The sequence below is a fragment of the Nonomuraea sp. NPDC048901 genome (assembly GCF_040649695.1).
Lineage (GTDB): Bacteria > Actinomycetota > Actinomycetes > Streptosporangiales > Streptosporangiaceae > Nonomuraea.
Window position 1 is genome coordinate 144,983 of the sequence record NZ_JBEZFW010000005.1, and the last position, 19,889, is coordinate 164,871.

Genomic DNA, 19,889 nt, shown 5'->3' on the forward strand with positions numbered 1-19,889 from the left:
CAGAAGCCGCAATAATGCTGCCCGTGGCGACAGCATCCGCAATAACTTCGACGACGACAGCACAGCCGTACCGCAGACCCAATCTGGTCAGCGTCGGTACGATCGTCTGGCTGTCCTCTGAGCTCATGTTCTTCGCGGCGCTGTTCGCGATGTACTTCACCATCCGGTCGGTGAGCGAGGGCAACGGCCTCGAGTGGGGCCCCGCGCTCCTGCAGAAGGGCGTGGAAGCCGAAGGCGCTCACCTGAACATCCCGTTCGCGACGGTCAACACGATCATCCTGGTCCTGTCGAGTGTGACGTGCCAGCTGGGCGTATGGGCCGCGGAGAAGGGGCAGGTCGGCAAGCTCCGCTTCTGGTATCTCGTGAGCTTCCTGATGGGCGCGGTCTTCGTCGCCGGTCAGCTGTACGAGTACGGCGAGCTGGCGAAGGAGGGCGCGACCCTGTCCGCGAACGCCTTCACCTCGGTGTTCTACCTGACGACGGGCTTCCACGGCCTGCACGTAACGGGTGGCCTGATCGCGTTCCTCTTCATGCTGGGACGGACGTACGCCGCGAAGCGCTTCACGCATGAGCAGGCCACCAGCGCCATCGTCGTGTCCTACTACTGGCACTTCGTCGACGTCGTCTGGATCGGTCTTTTCGCGACCATCTACATTATTCGTTAAGGAACGGGATCTCTGTGACTAGGATCACCGCTTGGCGGCGGCATCCCCTCGCGAGATACGCCGTCCTGATTTTCGCGTTGGCGCTGGTCGGGATGGCATACACCGCCTTTGTTCAGGTGGGTAAGCCTGCTGACGCGGCCCTCGCGTCAGGCAGGGTCGACGACGTGGCCGAGGGCAAGGCCCTGTTCGAGCTGCACTGCTCCAGCTGCCACGGGCTCAACGCGCAGGGCATCAGCGGGAAGGCTCCCACGCTCATCGGCGTCGGGGCCGCGGCCGTCGACTTCCAGGTGAGCACCGGCCGCATGCCCGCGGCCGACTCCGGCGCCCAGGCGCCGCGCAAGCCGGAGAGCAAGTGGGTCAACCCGGACTCGATCCGCAAGCTCGGCGCCTACGTGCAGTCGCTCGGCGGCGGCCCGCAGGTGCCCGGCAAGGAGCAGGTCGACGCCAAGCTCGGCGACGCGGGCAAGGGCGGTGAGCTGTTCCGCGCCAACTGCATCCAGTGCCACAACTGGGCCGGCGCGGGCGGCGCGCTGACGCAGGGCAAATACGCCCCCAACCTGAACCAGGCGTCTCCCACGCAGATCTACGAGGCCATGATCACCGGCCCGCAGGCGATGCCGGTCTTCAACGACTCGACGATCACGCCTGAAGAGAAGCGCAGCATGATCGCCTACATCACCAATGTTCGCGAGCAGAAGGACCCGGGAGGTTTTGGCCTCGGGCGTATTGGCCCGGTCACCGAAGGTCTCGTAGCTTGGATAGCGGGCCTCAGCGCCCTCGCCCTCGCCGCCATCTGGATCACCGCGAAGAAGCGACAGAAGTCATGACAGACAACGAGCATGAGATCGAGCAGCCGGACGAGCGCGTCCCACGGCGCGTCATCGGCACCCCCGCGCCGGGCACCTCGATGCTCGGCGCCCCCGAACGCGAGGACGTCGAGGTAGAGATCCCGGGCGTCACGCTGCAGGACGAGCAGAAGGCGCGCAAGGCCGAGAAGATCGTGGCGCTCTGCTTCACGATCACGTTCCTCGCGGCCATCGCGTTCATCATCTCGTACGTCTACTTCCAGGTCGGCAGCCCGGAGAGCACCGGCGTGTCCAACCTGGCGCTCGGCGGCACGCTGACGATCGCGCTGCTGGGGCTGGCCTCCGGCATCGTGATCTGGGTCCGCATGATCATGCCGAAATACTCCCTGGTCCAGGAGCGCCACCCCATGGTCTCCGGCGAGGAGGAGCGGGGGGTCGTCGCCGAGACCTTCATTCAGGGTGCCAACGAGAGCGGTTTCGTCAAGCGCAAGCTGCTGCGCCGCACGCTGCTGCTCGCGGCCGCGCCGCTGGGCCTGCTCCCGGTGGTGCTGCTGCGCGACCTCGACAACTCCAAGATGCCCGGCGCCGCCTTCAACAAGACGCTGCGGCACACGGTCTGGGGTGAGAAGACCAAGGACGGCAAGCCGCGCAGGCTCGTCGTCGAGGGCACCGGCCAGCCGATCCGCGCGGCCGACTTCAACTCGCCGGGCGGCATCCTGTCGGTGGTGCCCGATGGCTACCAGCACGACCTGAACGCCCTGGCCAAGGCGACGCTGATCCTGATCAAGTTCCGCCCCGAAGAGATCAAGTCCGGGACCAACCAGAACTGGACCCACGACGGGATCGTCGCCTACTCCAAGATCTGCACGCACGTGGGCTGCCCCGCGGCCCTCTACGAGCAGACCACCCACCACATCCTCTGCCCCTGCCACCAGTCGACCTTCGACGCCGCCGACGGAGCGAAGGTCATCTTCGGCCCGGCGGCCCGGCCGCTGCCGCAGCTGCCGATCACGGTCGACGGTGAGGGTTTCCTCGTCGCCGAGGGGGACTTCAACGTGCCGCCCGGTCCCAGCTATTGGGAGCGCGGCGACGCCGAAGCCGAGGCCAGGTCCAAGGGAGGCCAGGCATGAGCGAGCTGACCACCGTACCCAAGGCCATCGCCGGCCCGTCGAACTTCCTCGACGAGCGCCTCGGCGCGGGCAACTTCCTCAAGCGCAACTTTCGCAAGGTCTTCCCCGACCACTGGTCGTTCCTGCTGGGCGAGATCGCGCTCTACTCCTTCGTCATCCTGCTGCTGACCGGTACGTTCCTGACGTTCTGGTTCAAGCCGAGCATGGCGGAGATCGCCTACGACGGGTCGTACGCCCCGCTCAAGGGCGTCATGATGTCCCAGGCCTACGCGTCGTCGCTGGAGCTCAGCTTCGACGTCCGGGGTGGTCTGCTCATGCGGCAGATGCACCACTGGGCGGCCCTGATGTTCGTGGCCGGCATGATGGTGCACGCGCTGCGGGTGTTCTTCACCGGCGCCTACCGCAAGCCGCGCGAGCTCAACTGGCTGATCGGCGTCGGGCTGCTGACGCTGGCGCTCGCCGAGGGCCTGACCGGCTACTCCCTGCCTGACGACCTGCTGTCCGGCGCCGGTCTGCGGATCACCGAGGGTGTGGCGATCTCGCTGCCGCTGGTCGGCACGTACGTCACGTTCTTCCTGTTCGGCGGGGAATATCCGGGTGAGGATGTCATCTCCCGGTTCTACTCACTGCACATTCTGCTCATCCCGGGCATCATCCTGGCGCTCGTCTCCGCCCACATGGTGCTCATGTGGACGCAGAAGCACACCCAGATGCCCGGCAAGAACCGCAACAACCACAACGTGGTGGGAGCGCCGTTCTACCCGGCCTTCATGGCCAAGGCGGGCGCGTACTTCCTGTTCACGTTCGCGGTGGTGGCGGGGTTGGCGACCTTCGCCCAGATCAACCCGATCTGGCTGTTCGGGCCCTACACGCCCGCCGACATTTCGGCCGGTTCGCAGCCCGACTTCTACATGGGCTTCCTCGAAGGCGCGCTGCGCATCATGGTGCCGTGGGAGATCAACCTGTTCGGCACGTCCCATGCCGGGACACTGCCGCTCAGCGTCATCATCCCGGCGCTGGTGCCCATGGGCATCATCATGACGGGCCTGGCGCTCTATCCGTTCCTGGAACGCTGGGTCACGGGCGACAAGCGCGAGCACCACATCGCCGAGCGTCCGCGCAACAACCCGCACCGCACCGCGATCGGCATGACGGCCATCACGTTCTACGGTGTGCTCTGGTTGCTCGGCGCCAACGACGAGATCTCGGCCAACTTCCACATCAGCCTGAACGTGACCACGTACGCGGGGCGGGTGCTGATCTTCGTGGCGCCCGCACTGGCGTACCTGATCACGTATCGCATCTGCCTCGGCCTGCAGCGCTACGACGCGGGTGTCGTCTCGCACGGCGTCGAGTCGGGTGTGATCAAGCGGCTGCCGCACGGCGAGTACATCGAGCTGCACACGCCGGCGGACGACGACATCGCCGCGCACGTCCAGGGCAAGGAGCCGGTGCTGATGCTGCCGGCCGCGCCCGACAGCGCGGGCATCCCGCCGAAGGGGATGCGCGGCCCGCTCGGCAAGCTGCGCGCCCGGATGTCCAAGGCGTACGGAGGGGAGAAGATTCCTCTCGGCGACGGGCATGGGCATGAGCATGAGGAGGAGCACGCGGCGATCGGAGCCGGCGACGACCACTCCGTGACGCGGTAGTTTCTCTTCGGTTCGGGCCCGGGCGGATCATCCGCCCGGGCCCGTTCTTTTGGCGTCAGGTGTCTTCAGGGCCGGTGTTCTCTCGCGCGGGTGACTTCTCGCACGGCGTCGAGTCCGGCGTGATCAAGCGGCTGCCGCACGGCGAGTAATCGAGCCGCACACGGCGGGCGTAGTGAGCGGTGCGTGGCGGATGCGGTGAGGGGTCGTGGGAAGCCACGGTCTCACCGTCTCGTCACGGCGCCCAGCCCCGCACACCTCAGGACCGTATCCCTGGACAGGGCCCAGCCCCGCACGCGCATTGGGGCTCACCGTGCCTGCCGTAAAAACTGATCGCGCCTCTATAGGCGGCGGCGCTCAGCCCGAGGCCGGAGGAGTGGAGCTAGTCGCTTTCGCCGAAGCCGATCGAGAACGCCGCGTCGAGATCGTGCTTGGAGTAGGTGCGGAAGGCGATGTGGGTCTCGGTGTGGAGCACACCGGCCACCTTGTTGAGGCGCCCCGGGATCACCTCGGCGATCTGCTCGTAGGCGGCCACCCGGACCATCGCCAGCAGGTCGTATTCGCCGGTGATGGAGTAGACCTCGCTGACCCCCTCGATCTCGGCGATCGTCTGGGCGACCTCCGGGATCCGGTCTACCTCGGCGTTGATGTGGACGATAGCCGTGACCATGGGCCAACTCTAGCGGCCCTGATCGAGGCCGCGGTAGGCGAGGTCGATGCGGGCCTTGTGGCGGGCGGCGCCGTGGGCGGGCAGGCTCCACTCGCCGTCGACCTCCACCAGGCGCACCCCCGGTGACTCCAGCCAGCGCAGGATGCACTCGGTCTCCTCGGCGCTGGCCGCGTGGACGGGCCCGGGGCCGGGGATGACGCTCTCGGCCATGGCCACGAGGGACTCGACATAGGGGACGGGGTGGGCGCCGCGGGGCATGACGCCGGCCGCGCTGAGCCGGCCGTAGCGGATGACGTGGATGTCCCAGCCGCCGTCGAAGGCCGGGCTGGCGGCGACCAGCTGGGGGATGCGGGTGATGGCCGTGAGGCGCTGCATGCGGGCCGCGGTGCGGACGAAGGCCGCGAGACGGTCACGGTCGACGGAGGCCTCCTCGTAGCGCTGCTCGACCGAGAGGCGCTCCATACGGGCCGACACCGCGGAGAAGACGGACGAGGCGTCGAGGGTCATGGCCCGGCGGGCGGCCTGGGCGTGCACCGCGTAGTCGGTCTGACTCTCCCTGCCCTCGCACGGCGCTCCGCAGCGGCCCATCTCGTAGAGGACGCAGGCCGCTCGGTGGGTGCGCAGGCTGATCGGCTGCGTGCATTGGCGCAGCGGCACCGCCTCGTGCAGGGCGATGCGGGCGTCGTCGGCCGAGCGGCTGCTGGAGAAGGGACCGAGGTAGGCGGCGCCGTCGTCCTTGAGCTCGCGCACGATCGACAGGCGGGGGAACGGCTCGTCGGTCAGCTTGAGCCAGACGACCTTCTCCGGGAAGCGCGACCTGCGGTTGTAGCGGGGTTTGGCGCCGCCGATCAGGCGCAGCTCGCGTACTTCGGCTTCGAGGGCGGTGGTGCAGACGATGTGGCGGACCCGCTCGGCGATGCCGATCATCTCGCGGATGCGCGGGCGGGTCTCGCTGGCGGTGAAGTAGGAGCGGACGCGGTTGCGCAGGTTGGTGCTCTTGCCGATGTAGAGGACCTCGCCGCGTTCGTCCTCGAAGAGGTAGACGCCGGGGGAGTGGGGCACCGACTCGGCCAGGTGGCGCTTGCGCTGCTGCTCGGGAGTGGGGGCGCGGACGAAGGACTTGAGCTCTTCGAGCGTGTGGACCTGGAAGGAGCCGGCCCGCTCGATCAGCCCGTGGAGCACGTGGACGGTGGCCTTGGCGTCCTGCAGGGCGCGGTGGCAGGGGTCGGTCGGGCTGCGGAAGAACCTGGCCAGCGTGGCGAGCTTGGCGTTGGGCGTCTCGTCACGAGTCAGCACGCGGCGGGCCAGGTCGACGGTGTCGACGACCGGGTTGGCCGGTGGGGGATAGCCGTGGGCCGCGCAGGCCGCCTTGACGAAACGGGTGTCGAAGCTCGCGTTGTGGGCGACCAGGGTCGTGCCGCGGATGAACTCGAGGAATGCCGGCAGCACCGACTCGATGCGCGGCGCGGCCACCACCATGGCGTCGGTGATGCCGGTCAGCACGGAGATGAACGGCGGGATCGGCCCGCCGGGATCGACCAGCGTGGAGAACTCCCCGAGCACCTCGCCCGCCCGCACCTTGACCGCGCCGATCTCGGTGATCATGTGATCGGCCGGGGAACCCCCGGTCGTCTCGAGGTCGAACACGACGAACGTGACGTCGCTCAGCGGAGTGCCGAGCTCGTCGAGAGTGCCTTGAACCGGATCCACGAACCAAGACCATAGAGAGGTAGACCGACAGTTATCAGTTTCGAACGAATAACTGTCTGGCTTGATCCTTAGTTACCCTTCCGTTTATGTCCGGGGGAAGACTCGCCAGCCGCTACTCACTGCTGCGGCCGCTCGGTAGCGGCGGCATGGGCAGGGTATGGCTGGCCAGGGACGAGATGCTGGACCGTGAGGTGGCGGTCAAGGAGCTCACGCTGCCCGAGGGCCTGTCCGCCAAGGAGCGCGGCGACCTCGTGACTCGGGCCGTACGCGAGGCGCAGGCGACCGCGCGGCTGCGGCATCCGGGCATCGTGGCACTGCACGACGTCATCGTCGAGCACGAGCGGCCGTGGCTGGTCATGGAGCTGCTGCGGGGCCGAACGCTCGCGGACGCGGTCCGGGAGCGCGGGGCGATGCCGCAGGAGCAGGTCGCCGACATCGGGGCGCGCGTCCTGGACGCGCTGTCCGCCGCGCACGCGCAGGGGTTGCAGCATCGCGACGTCAAGCCGGGCAACGTCTTCCTCACCGACGGCGGCCGGGTGGTGCTCACCGACTTCGGCATCGCCCGGCAGGAGGGGCAGGCGACGCTGACGGAGCAGGGGCTGATGATCGGCTCGCCCGGCTTCATCGCGCCCGAGCGGCTGGAGGGTGAGCCGGGCGGCTCGGCCAGCGACATCTGGTCGCTGGGCGCCACGCTGTTCACCGCCGCCGCGGGTGGGCCGGCCTACGGCGGCTCGTCGGCCGAGCGGATCAGGGCGACGCTGACGCTGCCGCCGCCGGTCGTGCCCGGCCCGATCGGGCCGGTCCTCGCCGCCATGATGGCGCGCCATCCCGCCGCCCGCCTCGACGCGCGGGCCGCCATGCACGCGCTCGGAGAGGTCGCGGCGGGGCGGACGGTCCGGCTCGCGACGCAGCACGATCTCACCGCGCCCGGCCGGGTGAAGCGCCGCGGTAAGGCGATCGTCTGGATCGCCGCCGCCGTGGCGGTGCTGCTGATCGCCGTCGGCGTCACCTACTTTGTGACGAAAAATCAGGACAAGGTGCCAGAAGCCTTCAGCGTCCCCATGAACGTGTGCTCGCTCCTCGCCCAGGCCGAGATCGGCGAGCTGCTGAACACCCGGCAGCCGCCCAAGCCACAGCCCGGCTCCGACGAGGTGGGCCCCAAGTGCGGCTGGCCGGTTCAGGGCAGCGGCGTGGGGCTGCAGCTCCAGAAGGACTCCGACACCGCCGACCCCTGGTCGATGACTCCGGTGACGGCCCACACGCTGCTGGGCAACCAGCAGCGCTACTGGGCCAAGTACGACCAGGTCGACTGGACCTGGCCGGAGATCGGGGTGAAGAACTCACTCAAGGCCAAGCGCACTCCGGTCCACGCCCTCACCGGCGTCGGGGAGGAGGGCTTCGCCTTCGAGCTCGCCGGGCCGTCGGGGCGGGTGCACTCCGCCCACGTCTACTACCGGCTGGCCAACCTGGTGGTGAGCGTCGAGTACACCACGCTCGCCACCAAGCCCACCGACGAGGACATCAGGCAGTCGGCGCTGAAGGCTGCACGGGCCAGCGAGCGGGCGTTGCGCAGTGCAGGCTGACTTCTACCTCCTGGCCGGCCGTTACCGCCTGGTGGAGCGGCTCGGCGAGGGCGGCGCGGGCACCGTGTGGCGGGCGCTCGACCAGACGCTCGACCGGCAGGTCGCGGTCAAGCAGATGCGGGTGCCGGCCGGGCTGACGCCGCGCCAGCGGGCCGAGTTCGCCGATCGGGCGATCCATGAGGCCAGGTCCGCGGGGCGGCTGCGCGATCCCGCCATCGTGCTCGTCCACGACGTGGTGCTCGACGGCGACCAGCCGTGGATCGTCATGGACCTGGTCGCCGGGCGCTCGCTGGACAAGGTCATCGAGGAGCGCGGCCCGCTGCCGCCGCAGGCCGTGGCCCGCATCGGGGCGCAGGTGCTGTCGGCGCTGCGGGTGGCGCACGCGCACGGCATCCTCCATCAGGACGTCAAGCCGGGCAACATCATGCTCGACGCCGACGGCTCGGCCATGCTCACCGACTTCGGCATCGCGACTCCGATGGGCGGCCGGGGCGATCGGCGGGGCACGGCGGGCTCGCCCGGCTACATGGCACCCGAGCGGCTGAACGAGCATGCCGCCGGCCCCGCCTCCGACCTGTGGTCGCTCGGCGCGAGCCTCTACACCGCGGTGGAGGGCCGACCGCCGTTCGAGCGCGCCCTGCCGGCCGCGGTGGCCGCCGCGGTGCTGCTGCACGACCCGCCGTTCCCGGCCAGGGCGGGGCGCGAGCTCGGCGGGCTGCTGATGGCCATGTTGGCCAAGGACCCCGCGGCCCGGCCGTCGGCCGAGCAGGTCGGCGAGCGGTTGAGCGGCGTGCCCGCTTCCGGCGCTCGCCTCGTGCCCGCTTCCGGTGCTCGCCGATGGTGGCTCGTGCCCGCCGTGCTGGCCGCCGTCGCCGTGGTGGGGGTGGGCGGCTGGTACGGCGTGAGCGTACTGAACGGGCCGAAGGAGACGGGCAGCTACGCGGCGGCGCCCGACCCGTGCGGGCTGATCGGTGACGCAAAGGCCGGGCAACTGCTGAAGGATCCCGGGCAGGCGTCTACGGGCGCGGTGCAGCGGCAACGCACCAGGCCGGGCGAGTGCGTGTGGCAGGTGCGCGACGGCTCCCGGATCGTCCGCTCGATCACCGTGCGGACCAGGGCCGAGCAGCCCGACGGCGACTACAGCGGTCCCGCCGTGGCCCGGCTGCGGTTCGACAGCGAGCGCGGCAGCCGCGCGGCGGCGAAGGGCACGGTCTTCCGCAAGACCGTCGGTCCCCTGGCCGACGTGCCGGGCGTGGGCGAGGCGGCGTTCGTGCAGGACACCTACGAGCTCTACATGAGCAGCACCAAATCCGGCCGATCGGACACCACGCTGCTCTTCCGTACGAGTAATCTCGTGGGCGAGGTCATCCTGCGCCGCGAGGACGTTCCGCCGAGTTCCCCGGCCGACAGGGAGACGGCGATCGAGTCCGCCCGCGTGGTCTCCGCGGCGCTGCGCGACTGAAGCCCTTCGCAAGCATCTTGCAAGTGGTGTGACTAGCATGTTTCCCCGCAAGTCAGGGCAACCTCAGGAGTCCCTCGTGAATCCCGGTAGCGCGTTCGAGCCGCCGACCAACCCCTATCCGATCCAGGGCAGGCAGTTCGAGCAGCCGACCATGCCACCCGGACCGCCCGGATCGCCCTGGGGGCCGCCCCCGCCTCCGCCTCCGCCGCGCAGGCGGTCGTGGATCCTGCCCGTGGTGGCCGTCGCGGTGGTCGTGCTGATCGGGGGCGGCGCGGGTGCGTACATCGTGTACGGGAAGGTCGCCCGCTCCACACCTTCGACCGGCGCCAAGCCGGTCAAGTCGCCCGTCTCGGCGGCGGCGCCGGCGCTCGACGTGTGCTCGATGCTGCCCAAGAGCGAGGCCGAACGCCTCGTGCCTCAGGCGACGGTGGCCAAGGGCTCCAACGACTCCGACTACACGCTCAGCTTCACCTGCAACTGGGTCAACCGCCGCATCTCGTTCGGCGAATACTGGCGCAGCCGGGAGATCGACGTCCGCGTCGAGCAGCACCGCGGCGACGGCGCCAAGACCGGCCGGACCATGGCCCAGAACTCCTACGACATCGACTACGGCGGCGGCAAGTACGCCGAGACGGCCAAGCCCACGCCGAAGAAGGGGGAGAAGGAGTACGTCTCCCCGGTCAAGGACGTGCCCGGCATCGGTGACGCCGCGTTCGCCCAATACACCTGGCGCCGTTCCGGCAAGCTGCTGTGGTACTCCTTCGGCGAGGCCCACGCCCGCGTCGACGACATGACGATCAAGGTCAAGTACCAAGCCGACCAGCAGCGCAAGGACGCGCAGATCCTCAGTAACGCGACCACCCAGTCGGTCACCGAGGCCAACGGGATCCGCGAGGCCAGCACCGTACTCGGGCACATCGCCAAGGGCGTAGCGGCCTGGAAGGCGCAGCACCCCAACGTGCTGGCCCAGCCGGACAAGGCCGCCGTCACCAGCACGCCCAAGCCCGAGGGGACGCCCTCGCCCACGAACCTCGCCATCTTCCCGGCCGCCTGCCAGGCCATGAAAGACCCGGTCAGCCGGCTGGTCCCCACTCCCACGCCGCGCGCCCGCGGCACCGAGGTGGGCAACGACGCGCAGACCGAGTGCCGGTGGCTGAACCTGGACATCCCCGTGGGCGCCGACGTCAAGCGGATCCGCAGCGCGCTGATCACCACGCACCGCTTCACCAACCGGGCCGGCGTCGAGGACGCGCCGGCCGCGCGCGCCTACTACACGGGGCAGCGCGGCAGCCGCGGCGCCAACGCGGGCTCCACCATCGGCGGCATCTCGTGGAGCGGGCTGTCCGAGGTCAAGGGCCTGGGAGAGGCGGCCTTCAGCCAGTACGTGCGGATCACGCACGGCGAGACGTTCGCCTCCACGGGCACGGTGCTGCTGCGGCAGGGGGCGATGGTGATCGTGGTGGACTACTCGGGCGCCGAGCGGCCCAAGGACGAGCCCGTCAACTCGCCCAAGGTCAAGCTGATGTCCGACAAGGAAGCGCGTGACGGGGCGCTGTCCCTGGCCAAGACGTACCTGGCCGAGCTGGCCAAGAAGCCGATCGGCAGCTGACCGGGCAGCGGGCCCGACCGGCCCGACCGGATGGTGGGCGTCCGGCCTGGCTGGGCGCTTCAGGCCGTCCAGTGGCCGCTGTCGCGCATCGCGAGCTCGCTCACGGTCACCGGCATGACCGGCGTCGCGCCGGACCTCTGGGGGCCGCTCAGCTCCCCGCAGAGGCACCCGGCCGCCCGCTGGCGGCTCGCGTGGCGCGGGCTCGGCAGGTGAGCCCGCCCTTCGAGCCGCCGCGAATCCTCCCGTCGTGGATCGTCCACCCGGCCTGAGCTTGACGGCGACGGTTACAGCTCTGCAAGTGCGTTGCAAGTGCGGCAAATAGCGTGGGCCCCGCAAAGCAAATGAGCCGCGTGATCTAGCTTGTCCAATACAGGGGCGTGGGCAAGCCGGGGGAGATCCGCGGCTCGCTGCTTTTCCCGGCGAGGAAGGGCTCCAGCAGGCCGGGTACGGCGCGTGCCGCCAGGTCGAGCCCCTCGCCCGTGCCGACGTCGACCACGTCGTAGTGCCCGTCTCCCGCCGCCGTCGTCGCCGAGAGCGTGAGCAGACCGGCGCGGCGCTGGAAGAACGACTGCTCGATCGTCCAGCCGACGATGCCGCTCCGGTCGAGCGCGACCGTACGCCGTGCGGCCGAGCCCTTCCTGGTGATCAGGTGGTGCGGACCGAGCGCGTGGCCGAGCCCCCGGTAGGCGTCGGCGGCCAGCCACAGGCCGGTCGGGAGCCCGATGACCAGCACGGCCGCAGGCCAGATCCAGCCCGCCTGCCACGTCCAGAGGAGCGGCGGCACCCCGGCCAACGCGGCCAGCACCACGACGGCGACGACCGCGCGGACGAGGCGCCTGCGCCGGGCCGCCGCAGGATGCGCCACCAGCCCGGCCCGCCACGGTCCCACTGCGGGCGACGTCGCGGCCTGCCCCGGCTCCGCCCGCGAGGCCACCGCTCCGGGCCGTCCCAGACCCATGACGCGTTCGGCGATCTGTTCGGCCACCGGGCGGGGGAGTGGTGGGGTGAGCGCGGCCACGTCCTCCGTTTCGTTCTCGGCCGCCTTGCGCAGCCCGGTGGCGACGGCCTTGACCCGCGCGCCGCCGCCCAGCCGCAGCAGCAGTGGCTCGCTGATCTCCACGCCGCGCAGCCGCCGCTCCTCCAGCGTCAGCGACCGGCTGGTCAGCAGCCCACGTCGCAGCCGTAGCCGCCCCGGTTCGCGCTCCAGCCGGTAGCGCCCCCACGACTCGGCGAACAGCAGCAGCGCGCCCGCCACCCCGATCACCACGTTGGCCGCCACGAGCAGCGGCACCGCCAGCCACGGCTGCCCCGTGACCCAGCCCCAGGCACCCTCTGCCGTCCCAGTGGTGAACAGGTTCACGCCGAACGCGTCCAGCAGCTTGTAGAGCGCCCCCAGCACCAGCGCGCCGCCCGCGAACGACCACACCGACAGCGGCGCGTACCTGATCCAGGCCCACCGTAGCTCCGCCAGCGCGCGGTCGTCCCCGAGCGGGACCTCGCCGGTCCGCAGCAGGGTACGGCGCAGCTCCTCGGCCTCCCACCTGGCCAGCGGGTCAAGGGTGAGCTCGGTCCCCTCGCCCGGATGCTCTCCGGTGCCGACCTTGACGACGGTCAGCCCGAACACCCGCCGTACCGGATCCGCCGTGAGGTCGACGCTGCGCACGCGGTCGCGCGGGATCGAGCGGTGCTGCCGTACGGCGATGCCCGAGCGCAGTTCCAGGCGCTCCGTGGTGAGCCGCCACTGGGTGGAGCGGAGCCGGGCCCCGTCGTACGCCAGGACCGCGGCCACGATCAGCGCCGCCGCGCCCGCGCCCGCCGCGACCGTGGCGCCCAGCGACCAGTCGAGCCCGATCAGCGTGCGCACCAGGACGGTCACCGCGGGCACCACGATCGCCAGCGACAGCACCGCCGATGCGCCCAGGCTCCGTGAGGAGAGTTTCCGCCAGCTCACGTCGCGTCCCCCGGTGTCGCCTGGGTGATCGCGGTGAGCCGCTGTGCCAGCTCGGCCGCCAGCTCGTGGTCCAGCGCCTCGATCTTGATCGCGCCCGCCGCCGAGCCCGTGGTCACCGTGACGTCCGCCAGCCCGAACAGCCGCTGCACCGGCCCCCGCGCGGTGTCGACCGTTTGGATGCGCGACATCGGCGCGACCCGCCAGGTGTGGGTCAGCCAGCCCTTGCGCGTGTAGACGGCCTCGCCGGTGACCTCCCAGCGCTCCACCCGGTAGTACGCGCGTGGCGCGGCCACCGCCAGCAGCAGGCAGCCCGCCGCGAAGACGGCCGTCACGATCCCCAGCCAGGCGGACCGGTCGGTGAACAGCCAGTAGGCCGCCACCGCGGCGGCGGCCACCGGCACGGCCAGGATCATCGCCTGGACCGTCCACCAGGAGATAGCCCGCCTGTCGGCCTGGTTGCGCGGCGGACGCAGTGTCGTCGTACTCACGTCCGGCTCACCTGATCGCGCGGCGTAGTCGTGCTCACGTCTGCCTGGTCGCGCGGCCGGCGCGGCGTTGTCGTGGCTCACGTCTGGCTCTCCGTCTTGCCCATTGACGCCGAGGCCGAGAGCAGCACCAGCCCGAGCACGCCGATCACGATGGCGGCGAAGATCTCGCGGCCGTGGAGGAACGGCAGGATGTTGACCAGCAGCAGGTCGCGGGCCCACCGCCACCAGCCCAGCAGGGTGTTGACCACGCCGCCGACGCCCTGCGCCACCAGCAGCCAGCCCAACAGGTACAGAATCACTTTCACGCCATCCAGCGTTCCGCGCCCGCGATGCCCGCCGCGTCGGCCGTAGGTCTCGGCGACCATCGACTTTGGTCGCTGTCCTTGGGCCCGGGCAGCCTCTAACCTCGTGGAACGTGACGGAATACCGGTGGCTGCTGCCCTCGGTCCTGCTGGGGGACGGCGACGAGCGGCGTCCGGTGCGGCGCTCGACCCGCGACTGGATCGTCGACGTCCTGATGTTCCTGGCCGCTTGCGGGCTGGCTCTGTTGAGCATGCCGGACCTGGAGGGGCAGCCGACGCCCGTGGTGGCGATCGAGCAGGTGGTCGGCGCGCTGGCCTGCGCGGCGGTGTGGTTGCGCCGCAGGTGGCCGGTCGGGCTGGCGCTGGTGACCACGGTGCTGTCGATCTATCTGACGCTGGTGGGCGGGCCCGCGGTCGTCGCCCTGTTCACCGTGGCGGTGCACCGGCCGTTCAAGATCTCCGGGCCGGTCGCGCTGCTCGGCATCCTGACGCTGATCCCGTTCTCCATGCTCAGGCCCGACAAGGAGCTGGGCCTGCTGGGGCAGAACGTCTTCGGGGCGGCCATCGTGCTGACCGTGTTCGCCTGGGGCATCGTGGTCCGAGCCAGGCGGCAGCTCGTCTGGTCGCTCAGGCAGCGCGCCGACAGCGCGGCGGAGGAGGCCAAGCGGCTCGAGCGCGAGCGGATCGCCAGGGAGATGCACGACGTGCTCGCGCACCGCATCTCCATGCTCAGCCTGCACGCGGGCGCGCTGGAGTTCCGGCCGGACGCGCCCGCCGAGGAGATCGCCAGGGCCGCCGGGGCGATCAGGAACAGCGCCCACCACGCGCTGCAGGACCTGCGCGAGGTGATCGGCGTGCTGCGCCACTCGGCACCCGCGGCCGGTGACCCCGTCCCCGACCGCCCGCAGCCCACGCTGGCCGACCTGTCCCCGCTGATCGAGGAGTGCCATGAGGCGGGCATGGAGGTGGACTTCGCGCTCGACGCCGGTGACGCGCCGGAGGGGCTGGGCCGCAATGTCTACCGCATCGTCCAGGAGGCGCTCACGAACGCGCGCAAGCACGCGAGCGGTGCTCCCGTGACGGTCACGGTCGCCGGCGGTCCGGGGGCGGGCCTGACGGCCGAGGTCCGTAACCCGCTTCGGGTACGCCAGAGCACGCGCATCCCCGGAGCCGGTGCCGGGCTCATCGGCCTGACCGAGCGGGCCCAGCTCGCGGGCGGGCGACTCGAGCACGGCGCGACCCGCGAAGGCGACTTCCTGGTGCGGGCCTGGTTACCTTGGCCGGTGGAGACTTCCCGGGAGGACGCATGACCGCGCCGATCCGCGTGCTGATCGTCGACGACGACGCCCTGGTGCGAGCCGGACTGTCGATGATCCTCGGCGGGACGGGCGACATCGAGATCGTGGCCGAGGCGGGCGACGGCTCGGAGGTGCCGCCGCTGATCGCCGCGCACCGGCCCGACGTGGTGCTGATGGACATCCGGATGCCCGACGTCGACGGGCTCACCGCGACGGAGGCGCTACGCGCGGCCGAGTCCCCGCCCGAGGTGGTGGTGCTGACCACCTTCCATGCCGACGCCCAGGTGGTGCGGGCGCTGCGCGCGGGGGCGGCGGGGTTCCTGCTCAAAGACATCCCGCCGCGCGAGCTGGTCGAGGCGATCCGGAAGGTGGCGGCCGGCGACCCGATCCTGTCGCCCGCCGTGACCCGCCAGCTCATCACGCACGTCTCCGAGGACGGCGGCTACGCGGGCCGGCGTACGGACAGGGCCCGTGACCTGCTGGCCAAGCTCAGCGAGCGCGAGCGCGACGTGGCGCTGGCCGTCGGCCAGGGGAAGTCGAACGCCGCCATCGGCCGCGAGCTCTACATGAGCGTGGCCACGGTCAAGGCGCACGTCTCGCGGATCCTCACCAAGCTGGACCTCAACAACCGGGTGCAGATCGCGCTCACGGTGTACGACGCCAGCCTTTGAGCATCCGCTCGATCGTGGCCCGGTGCAGCACCAGGTCGTCGGGGTCGTCCGGCATGGGCTGCTCGCCGAAGTGGATCCGGCGCTGCCACACCCTGGCCATGATGGCCCCGTGCCGCAGCGCCGCGTACATCTCGTAGAACTCCATGTCCCGCACCTGATAACCCGTCAGCTCCCGATATTTCCCGCAAACGTCTTCGCGTCGCATGAAGTCGGGAATTCCGGGCATGCCGATGGCCTCGGTAATGTCCTGGAAGAAACGGTGCAGGAAGATCATCCACGCCAGATCGAGCTCGCGCGGCCCCACCGCGGCCATCTCCCAGTCGAACACCGCCACCGGCCTGAAGTCCCGATACATCACGTTCCCGATGCGGGCGTCGCCCCAGCAGAGCACGTCGGGTCCAGGGTCGCGCGGCCAGTGCGCCTCCAGCCAGTCGAAGCCCCGCTCCAGCAGCGGGATCCGCATCCCGCCGTGCGCCCACTCGTAATAGGCGCGCTGCCCGTCCACGTGGCGGCGCAGCCCGCCCTCCGGGAGTACGGCCAGGTCCCCCTCGGTGAACGGCGCGTCGTGCAGCGCGGCCACGATCGCCACTGTCGCATCCTGCAGCCGGCGCCGATCATGCGGCGCCGCGTCGAGCATCCAGCCCTCGAACGTGTACGGCAGGACGTCGGGCGGTACGTCACCATCCTCCCGTTCCATGATGAAAAAGGGAGTGCCCAGCGGGCCGGGGTCGGGCTCGAACCAGAGGGCCCTGGGTGCTGGAATTCCAGCTTTCTCCCTGGCCGAGCGCATGATCTCGAACTGGGCCCGCAGATCGTAGGAAGGGAAGACGGGCACCGCTTCCTGGGCGGGCGCCATCCTGGCCACGCACCGGACGCGCTCTCCGGGCCAGGACGCGGTGAAGAAGAGCGTTTCGCTGGACATGCCGTTTTCCATCGGCCTCGACAGCTCGGACACCGTCACCGGCCGGTCAACTCGCCCGCTGAGCCAGATTCCCAGCCGATCGTGCAGTTCCTCCAGGTCACGGGTGGAGGTGCGCATCTCGTCCGTCACGGTGGGCCTCCTGGATGAACACCGGGTGAACGCGGGTCCCGGCCCAGTCGTATACCCCTAGCAAGCGCTTGTCCATATCCGACCTGCCGTTACGGACAGGTACACGACAGCCGTACCCTTGTCTGAAAGGGCATGTCACGAAGGGACCGTGGGATGAGTTCAGCGGGTGAAGGTCTGTCTCGCCCGCTTCCCGAGCAGGTGAGACTCAACGTCGTCGATCTGGCGGCGCAGGTCCTCGGGTCCATGCCCGCTGCCACGATTCCGCCGCCGCTGCGCGGCATCGCCAAGTTCGACCCGCGCAAGCGCGCCAAACTGGGCAGCGCGCCCATCGCCGCCCAGCTGGAGAACGACAAAGAGTTCCGCGAGGTGGTCGCCGAGTCGGTGGCCGCCGGATGGCCCGAACTCGTCGCCTCGCTGATCGAGGGCAACGTGCCACCCGCCGCCGACCCCGTGCTGGTGGCCGCCGCAGCCTATCTGACGCGGCCGGTCGGCTGGGCGGAGATGGTCGAGGCCGCCCGGGCCGATCTCGAGCAGTCGGCGGTCGCGGCCGAGGGGACCGAGCGCGAGGAGGTGGTGACCCGGCTGCGCGAGCAGCTCGCCGCCCAGAAGAGCGCCGCCAAGGACGAGTCCGACCGGCTGCGCGAGCAGCTCAGGGCGGCCCGCGCCGAGAACTCCGACCTGCGCCGCAAGCTCCACGAGGCCCGCGAGCGGAGCAAGGCGGCGGTGCGCCGCGCCGAGGAGATGGAGCACGCGGCCGACGACGCCAGGTCCGCCGCCACGGCCGCGGGCAGCGCGGGCGAGTCCGAGCTGCGCCGGCTCCGCGAGCGGCTGGCCGACGTGGAGAAGCAGCTCGAAGCCTCGCGCCGGGCCGCGCGTGAGGGCAGGAGCATCGAGGACGCCCGCGTCAGGGTGCTGCTCGACGCGCTCCAGGACGCCTCCGCCGGGCTGCGCAGGGAGCTGGCCCTGCCCACCATGATCAGCAGGCCCGCCGACTCGGTGGCCGCGCTCACGGGCGAGCGCCCCGGCGTCAGGGGCGTGCCCGCCCGCGCGCTGGCCGACGACGACCCGCAGCTGCTCGACCAGCTGCTCGCGCTGCCGCAGGTGCACCTGATCATCGACGGCTACAACGTGACCAAGACCGGCTACGGCACGCTGACCCTGGCCGATCAGCGCAACCGGCTGATGACCGGCCTCGGCGGGCTGGTCGCGCAGACCAGGGTCGAGGTGACCGTGGTCTTCGACGGCGCCGAGCTCAACGCGCCCGTCCAGGTGGTGGCGCCGCGCGGGGTGCGGGTGCTCTTCAGCGCACCCGGCGAGATCGCCGACGACCTGATCCGCCAGCTCGTCCGCGCCGAGCCGCCGGGCCGGGCCATGGCGGTGGTCTCCTCTGACCGTGAGGTGGCCGAGTCCGTCCGGCGTATGGGAGCCAGACCGGTTCCGTCGGCTCTGCTGCTGCGCAGGCTGGGCCGCGCGTAGATTACGAATCGGTTGTTAGGGTGAAAGCACACCCGCCACTTCTGTACCATTTCGCCCCAGATATATTCCCCTGGAGGCGACACTGTGAGGTTTGGCCGGGCGCCACTGGCCGCGGGACTCGCGATCGGGCTGCTGCTTTTCCCCACAAGCGAGGCACTGGCCGCGCCGAAGCCCACGATCAAACAGGCGAAAGCCAAGCTCAAGAAGCTGAACGATCAGGCCGACAAGGTCGTCGACCGCTACAACACGGCGACCGAGAAGTACAAGGCGGCCCAAGGCGAATACGGCAAGCTGAACGCCAGCTACAAACGCAAGCTTGAGACGGTCGCCACCCTGCGCGCCCAGGTCATCGACATGGCCGTCGACACCTACACGCGCGGCCCCGACGCCACTTCCTGGCCCACGATGATCGGTCAGCCGGATCCCACGGGCCTGCTGGGCGGCATGGCGCTCGCGGGGCAGCTGTCGGAGGAGAAGGTGGCGCGGCTGGCGGCCTTCGATCGCGAGAACCGCGGGCTCAAGGACGAACGCGACAAGGCCGAGGCGGCGCTGCAGGCGGCCGACAAGGAGCGCGACGGGGTCGAGAAGGAGCGCTCGGAGGTCCGCAAGCTGATCGCGAAGCAGAAGAAGCTGCTGGACAAGCTCGGCGCCTACAAGACCGGTGACCCCAACAGCACCGGCATCAAGTACACGGGCTCGGCCTCCGGCAACGCGGCGGCGGTGCTCAGGTTCGCTTACGCGCAGGTGGGCAAGCCGTACGTGTTCGGCGGCACGGGACCGAGCGGCTGGGACTGCTCGGGCCTCACGCAGGCGTCGTGGCGCGCTGGGGGCGTGTCGCTGCCCCGGACCACGTGGCAGCAGTGGGCCTGGGGGTCGTCCCGCAAGGTGGATCTGAAGGACCTGCAGCCCGGCGACCTGATCTTCAGCTCAGGGCTTGGACATGTCAGCATTTATGCGGGCAACGGGCAGATCGTGCACGCCCCCCAGACCGGCGACGTGGTCAAGGTCGTCACTCTGTCCTCCTATGGCGGCACCCTGGTGGGAGCTATCCGTCCGTAGGTTGTTCTGGGTGAAGAACCACTGATTTTCTGTACGGCAAGCACGGTGAGCCCCACCCGCCGTCCGTGGCTGGGCTCTGTCCAGGGACACGCTCCTCCGGTGGAGCGCGCTGGGCGCCGTGACGTGCGTCCTCTTGACCCGGTCCGTGGTTTCCGGTGGCCATGGACCGGATGGTCCGCCGATTAACGCTTGGCGGTCCACGTGGGCTTACCGGCTTGCTGGCCAACGGACCTTGGCCGGGTGGTCAATGGACCCCGGTTTGCTGGTCAACGACCCGGCCTAATGGTCAACGAACTCGGCCCGGTGGTCAGC

At 70.3% G+C, this 19,889-nt stretch carries 18 protein-coding genes; 11 read left to right on the forward strand and 7 right to left on the reverse strand.

Annotation, left to right across the window (positions count from 1 at the left end):
* Positions 1–14 precede the first annotated feature (14 nt).
* Genes AB0C30_RS18315 through AB0C30_RS18330 form a run of 4 tightly spaced genes read left to right on the forward strand, consistent with a single transcriptional unit; the run spans position 15 to position 4,250 of the window.
* Positions 15–665 (forward strand): heme-copper oxidase subunit III, encoded by a 651-nt coding sequence (locus tag AB0C30_RS18315; RefSeq protein ID WP_225298440.1) that lies wholly within the window; start codon positions 15–17, stop codon positions 663–665.
* A 14-nt stretch (positions 666–679) separates the two neighbouring features.
* Positions 680–1,492, forward strand: a complete 813-nt coding sequence (locus tag AB0C30_RS18320) for a c-type cytochrome (RefSeq protein WP_357944962.1) — start codon at positions 680–682, stop codon at positions 1,490–1,492.
* Positions 1,489–2,601, forward strand: coding sequence for a Rieske 2Fe-2S domain-containing protein (locus AB0C30_RS18325; RefSeq protein WP_357944964.1), 1,113 nt, complete (start codon positions 1,489–1,491; stop codon positions 2,599–2,601). The genes AB0C30_RS18320 and AB0C30_RS18325 overlap by 4 nt, the downstream gene beginning before the upstream one ends.
* A complete protein-coding gene (locus AB0C30_RS18330) occupies positions 2,598–4,250 on the forward strand; it encodes a ubiquinol-cytochrome c reductase cytochrome b subunit (protein ID WP_357944967.1) in 1,653 nt (550 codons plus the stop codon). The genes AB0C30_RS18325 and AB0C30_RS18330 overlap by 4 nt, the downstream gene beginning before the upstream one ends.
* Before the next feature lie 379 nt (positions 4,251–4,629).
* On the opposite strand, the gene AB0C30_RS18335 is transcribed toward AB0C30_RS18330, so the two are convergent.
* Both AB0C30_RS18335 and AB0C30_RS18340 read right to left on the reverse strand, forming a co-directional pair.
* Positions 4,630–4,917, reverse strand: a complete 288-nt coding sequence (locus AB0C30_RS18335; protein ID WP_225298448.1) for an Lrp/AsnC ligand binding domain-containing protein — start codon at positions 4,915–4,917, stop codon at positions 4,630–4,632.
* Between the two features lie 9 nt (positions 4,918–4,926).
* Positions 4,927–6,627, reverse strand: coding sequence for a DEDD exonuclease domain-containing protein (locus tag AB0C30_RS18340; protein ID WP_357944970.1), 1,701 nt, complete (start codon positions 6,625–6,627; stop codon positions 4,927–4,929).
* A gap of 86 nt (positions 6,628–6,713) precedes the next feature.
* Here AB0C30_RS18340 and AB0C30_RS18345 point away from each other — a divergent pair, with 86 nt between their 5' ends.
* From AB0C30_RS18345 to AB0C30_RS18355, 3 genes are all read left to right on the forward strand, one after another.
* A complete protein-coding gene (locus AB0C30_RS18345) occupies positions 6,714–8,210 on the forward strand; it encodes a serine/threonine-protein kinase (protein WP_357944973.1) in 1,497 nt (498 codons plus the stop codon).
* Positions 8,200–9,672 carry a serine/threonine-protein kinase gene (locus AB0C30_RS18350; protein WP_357944976.1) on the forward strand — a complete coding sequence of 491 codons (1,473 nt, stop codon included), beginning with the start codon at positions 8,200–8,202 and terminating at the stop codon, positions 9,670–9,672. Before AB0C30_RS18345 ends, AB0C30_RS18350 begins: the two co-directional genes overlap by 11 nt.
* A gap of 76 nt (positions 9,673–9,748) precedes the next feature.
* Positions 9,749–11,281, forward strand: coding sequence for a hypothetical protein (locus AB0C30_RS18355; RefSeq protein ID WP_357944978.1), 1,533 nt, complete (start codon positions 9,749–9,751; stop codon positions 11,279–11,281).
* Between the two features lie 59 nt (positions 11,282–11,340).
* Here AB0C30_RS18355 and AB0C30_RS18360 read toward each other — a convergent pair whose 3' ends face one another.
* The 4 genes from AB0C30_RS18360 to AB0C30_RS18375 all read right to left on the reverse strand — a co-directional run bounded on the left by AB0C30_RS18360 (position 11,341) and on the right by AB0C30_RS18375 (position 14,025).
* Entirely contained in the window at positions 11,341–11,541 is a 201-nt protein-coding gene (locus AB0C30_RS18360; RefSeq protein ID WP_357944981.1) for a hypothetical protein, read from the reverse strand.
* Between the two features lie 95 nt (positions 11,542–11,636).
* Complete coding sequence (locus tag AB0C30_RS18365; RefSeq protein WP_357944984.1) at positions 11,637–13,232, reverse strand: PH domain-containing protein; 1,596 nt, start codon at positions 13,230–13,232, stop codon at positions 11,637–11,639.
* The gene (locus AB0C30_RS18370) at positions 13,229–13,720 is read right to left on the reverse strand and encodes a PH domain-containing protein (protein ID WP_357946335.1); all 492 of its coding nucleotides are present in this window, start codon (positions 13,718–13,720) and stop codon (positions 13,229–13,231) included. The genes AB0C30_RS18365 and AB0C30_RS18370 overlap by 4 nt, the downstream gene beginning before the upstream one ends.
* A 77-nt stretch (positions 13,721–13,797) precedes the next feature.
* Complete coding sequence (locus AB0C30_RS18375) at positions 13,798–14,025, reverse strand: hypothetical protein (protein WP_357944986.1); 228 nt, start codon at positions 14,023–14,025, stop codon at positions 13,798–13,800.
* A 110-nt stretch (positions 14,026–14,135) separates the two neighbouring features.
* Between AB0C30_RS18375 and AB0C30_RS18380 the strand changes: the two genes are divergently transcribed.
* Positions 14,136–15,332, forward strand: a complete 1,197-nt coding sequence (locus AB0C30_RS18380; protein ID WP_357944989.1) for a histidine kinase — start codon at positions 14,136–14,138, stop codon at positions 15,330–15,332.
* Entirely contained in the window at positions 15,329–15,991 is a 663-nt protein-coding gene (locus AB0C30_RS18385) for a response regulator transcription factor (RefSeq protein ID WP_357944992.1), read from the forward strand. Before AB0C30_RS18380 ends, AB0C30_RS18385 begins: the two co-directional genes overlap by 4 nt.
* Here the strand turns inward: AB0C30_RS18385 and AB0C30_RS18390 are convergent.
* A complete protein-coding gene (locus AB0C30_RS18390; protein ID WP_357944994.1) occupies positions 15,966–17,042 on the reverse strand; it encodes a phosphotransferase family protein in 1,077 nt (358 codons plus the stop codon). The two genes, AB0C30_RS18385 and AB0C30_RS18390, sit on opposite strands and share 26 nt — an antisense overlap.
* Before the next feature lie 153 nt (positions 17,043–17,195).
* Between AB0C30_RS18390 and AB0C30_RS18395 the strand changes: the two genes are divergently transcribed.
* Both AB0C30_RS18395 and AB0C30_RS18400 read left to right on the forward strand, forming a co-directional pair.
* Complete coding sequence (locus tag AB0C30_RS18395; RefSeq protein WP_357944997.1) at positions 17,196–18,518, forward strand: NYN domain-containing protein; 1,323 nt, start codon at positions 17,196–17,198, stop codon at positions 18,516–18,518.
* Between the two features lie 84 nt (positions 18,519–18,602).
* Entirely contained in the window at positions 18,603–19,577 is a 975-nt protein-coding gene (locus AB0C30_RS18400) for a C40 family peptidase (RefSeq protein WP_357945000.1), read from the forward strand.
* The last annotated feature ends 312 nt before the right edge of the window (positions 19,578–19,889 follow it).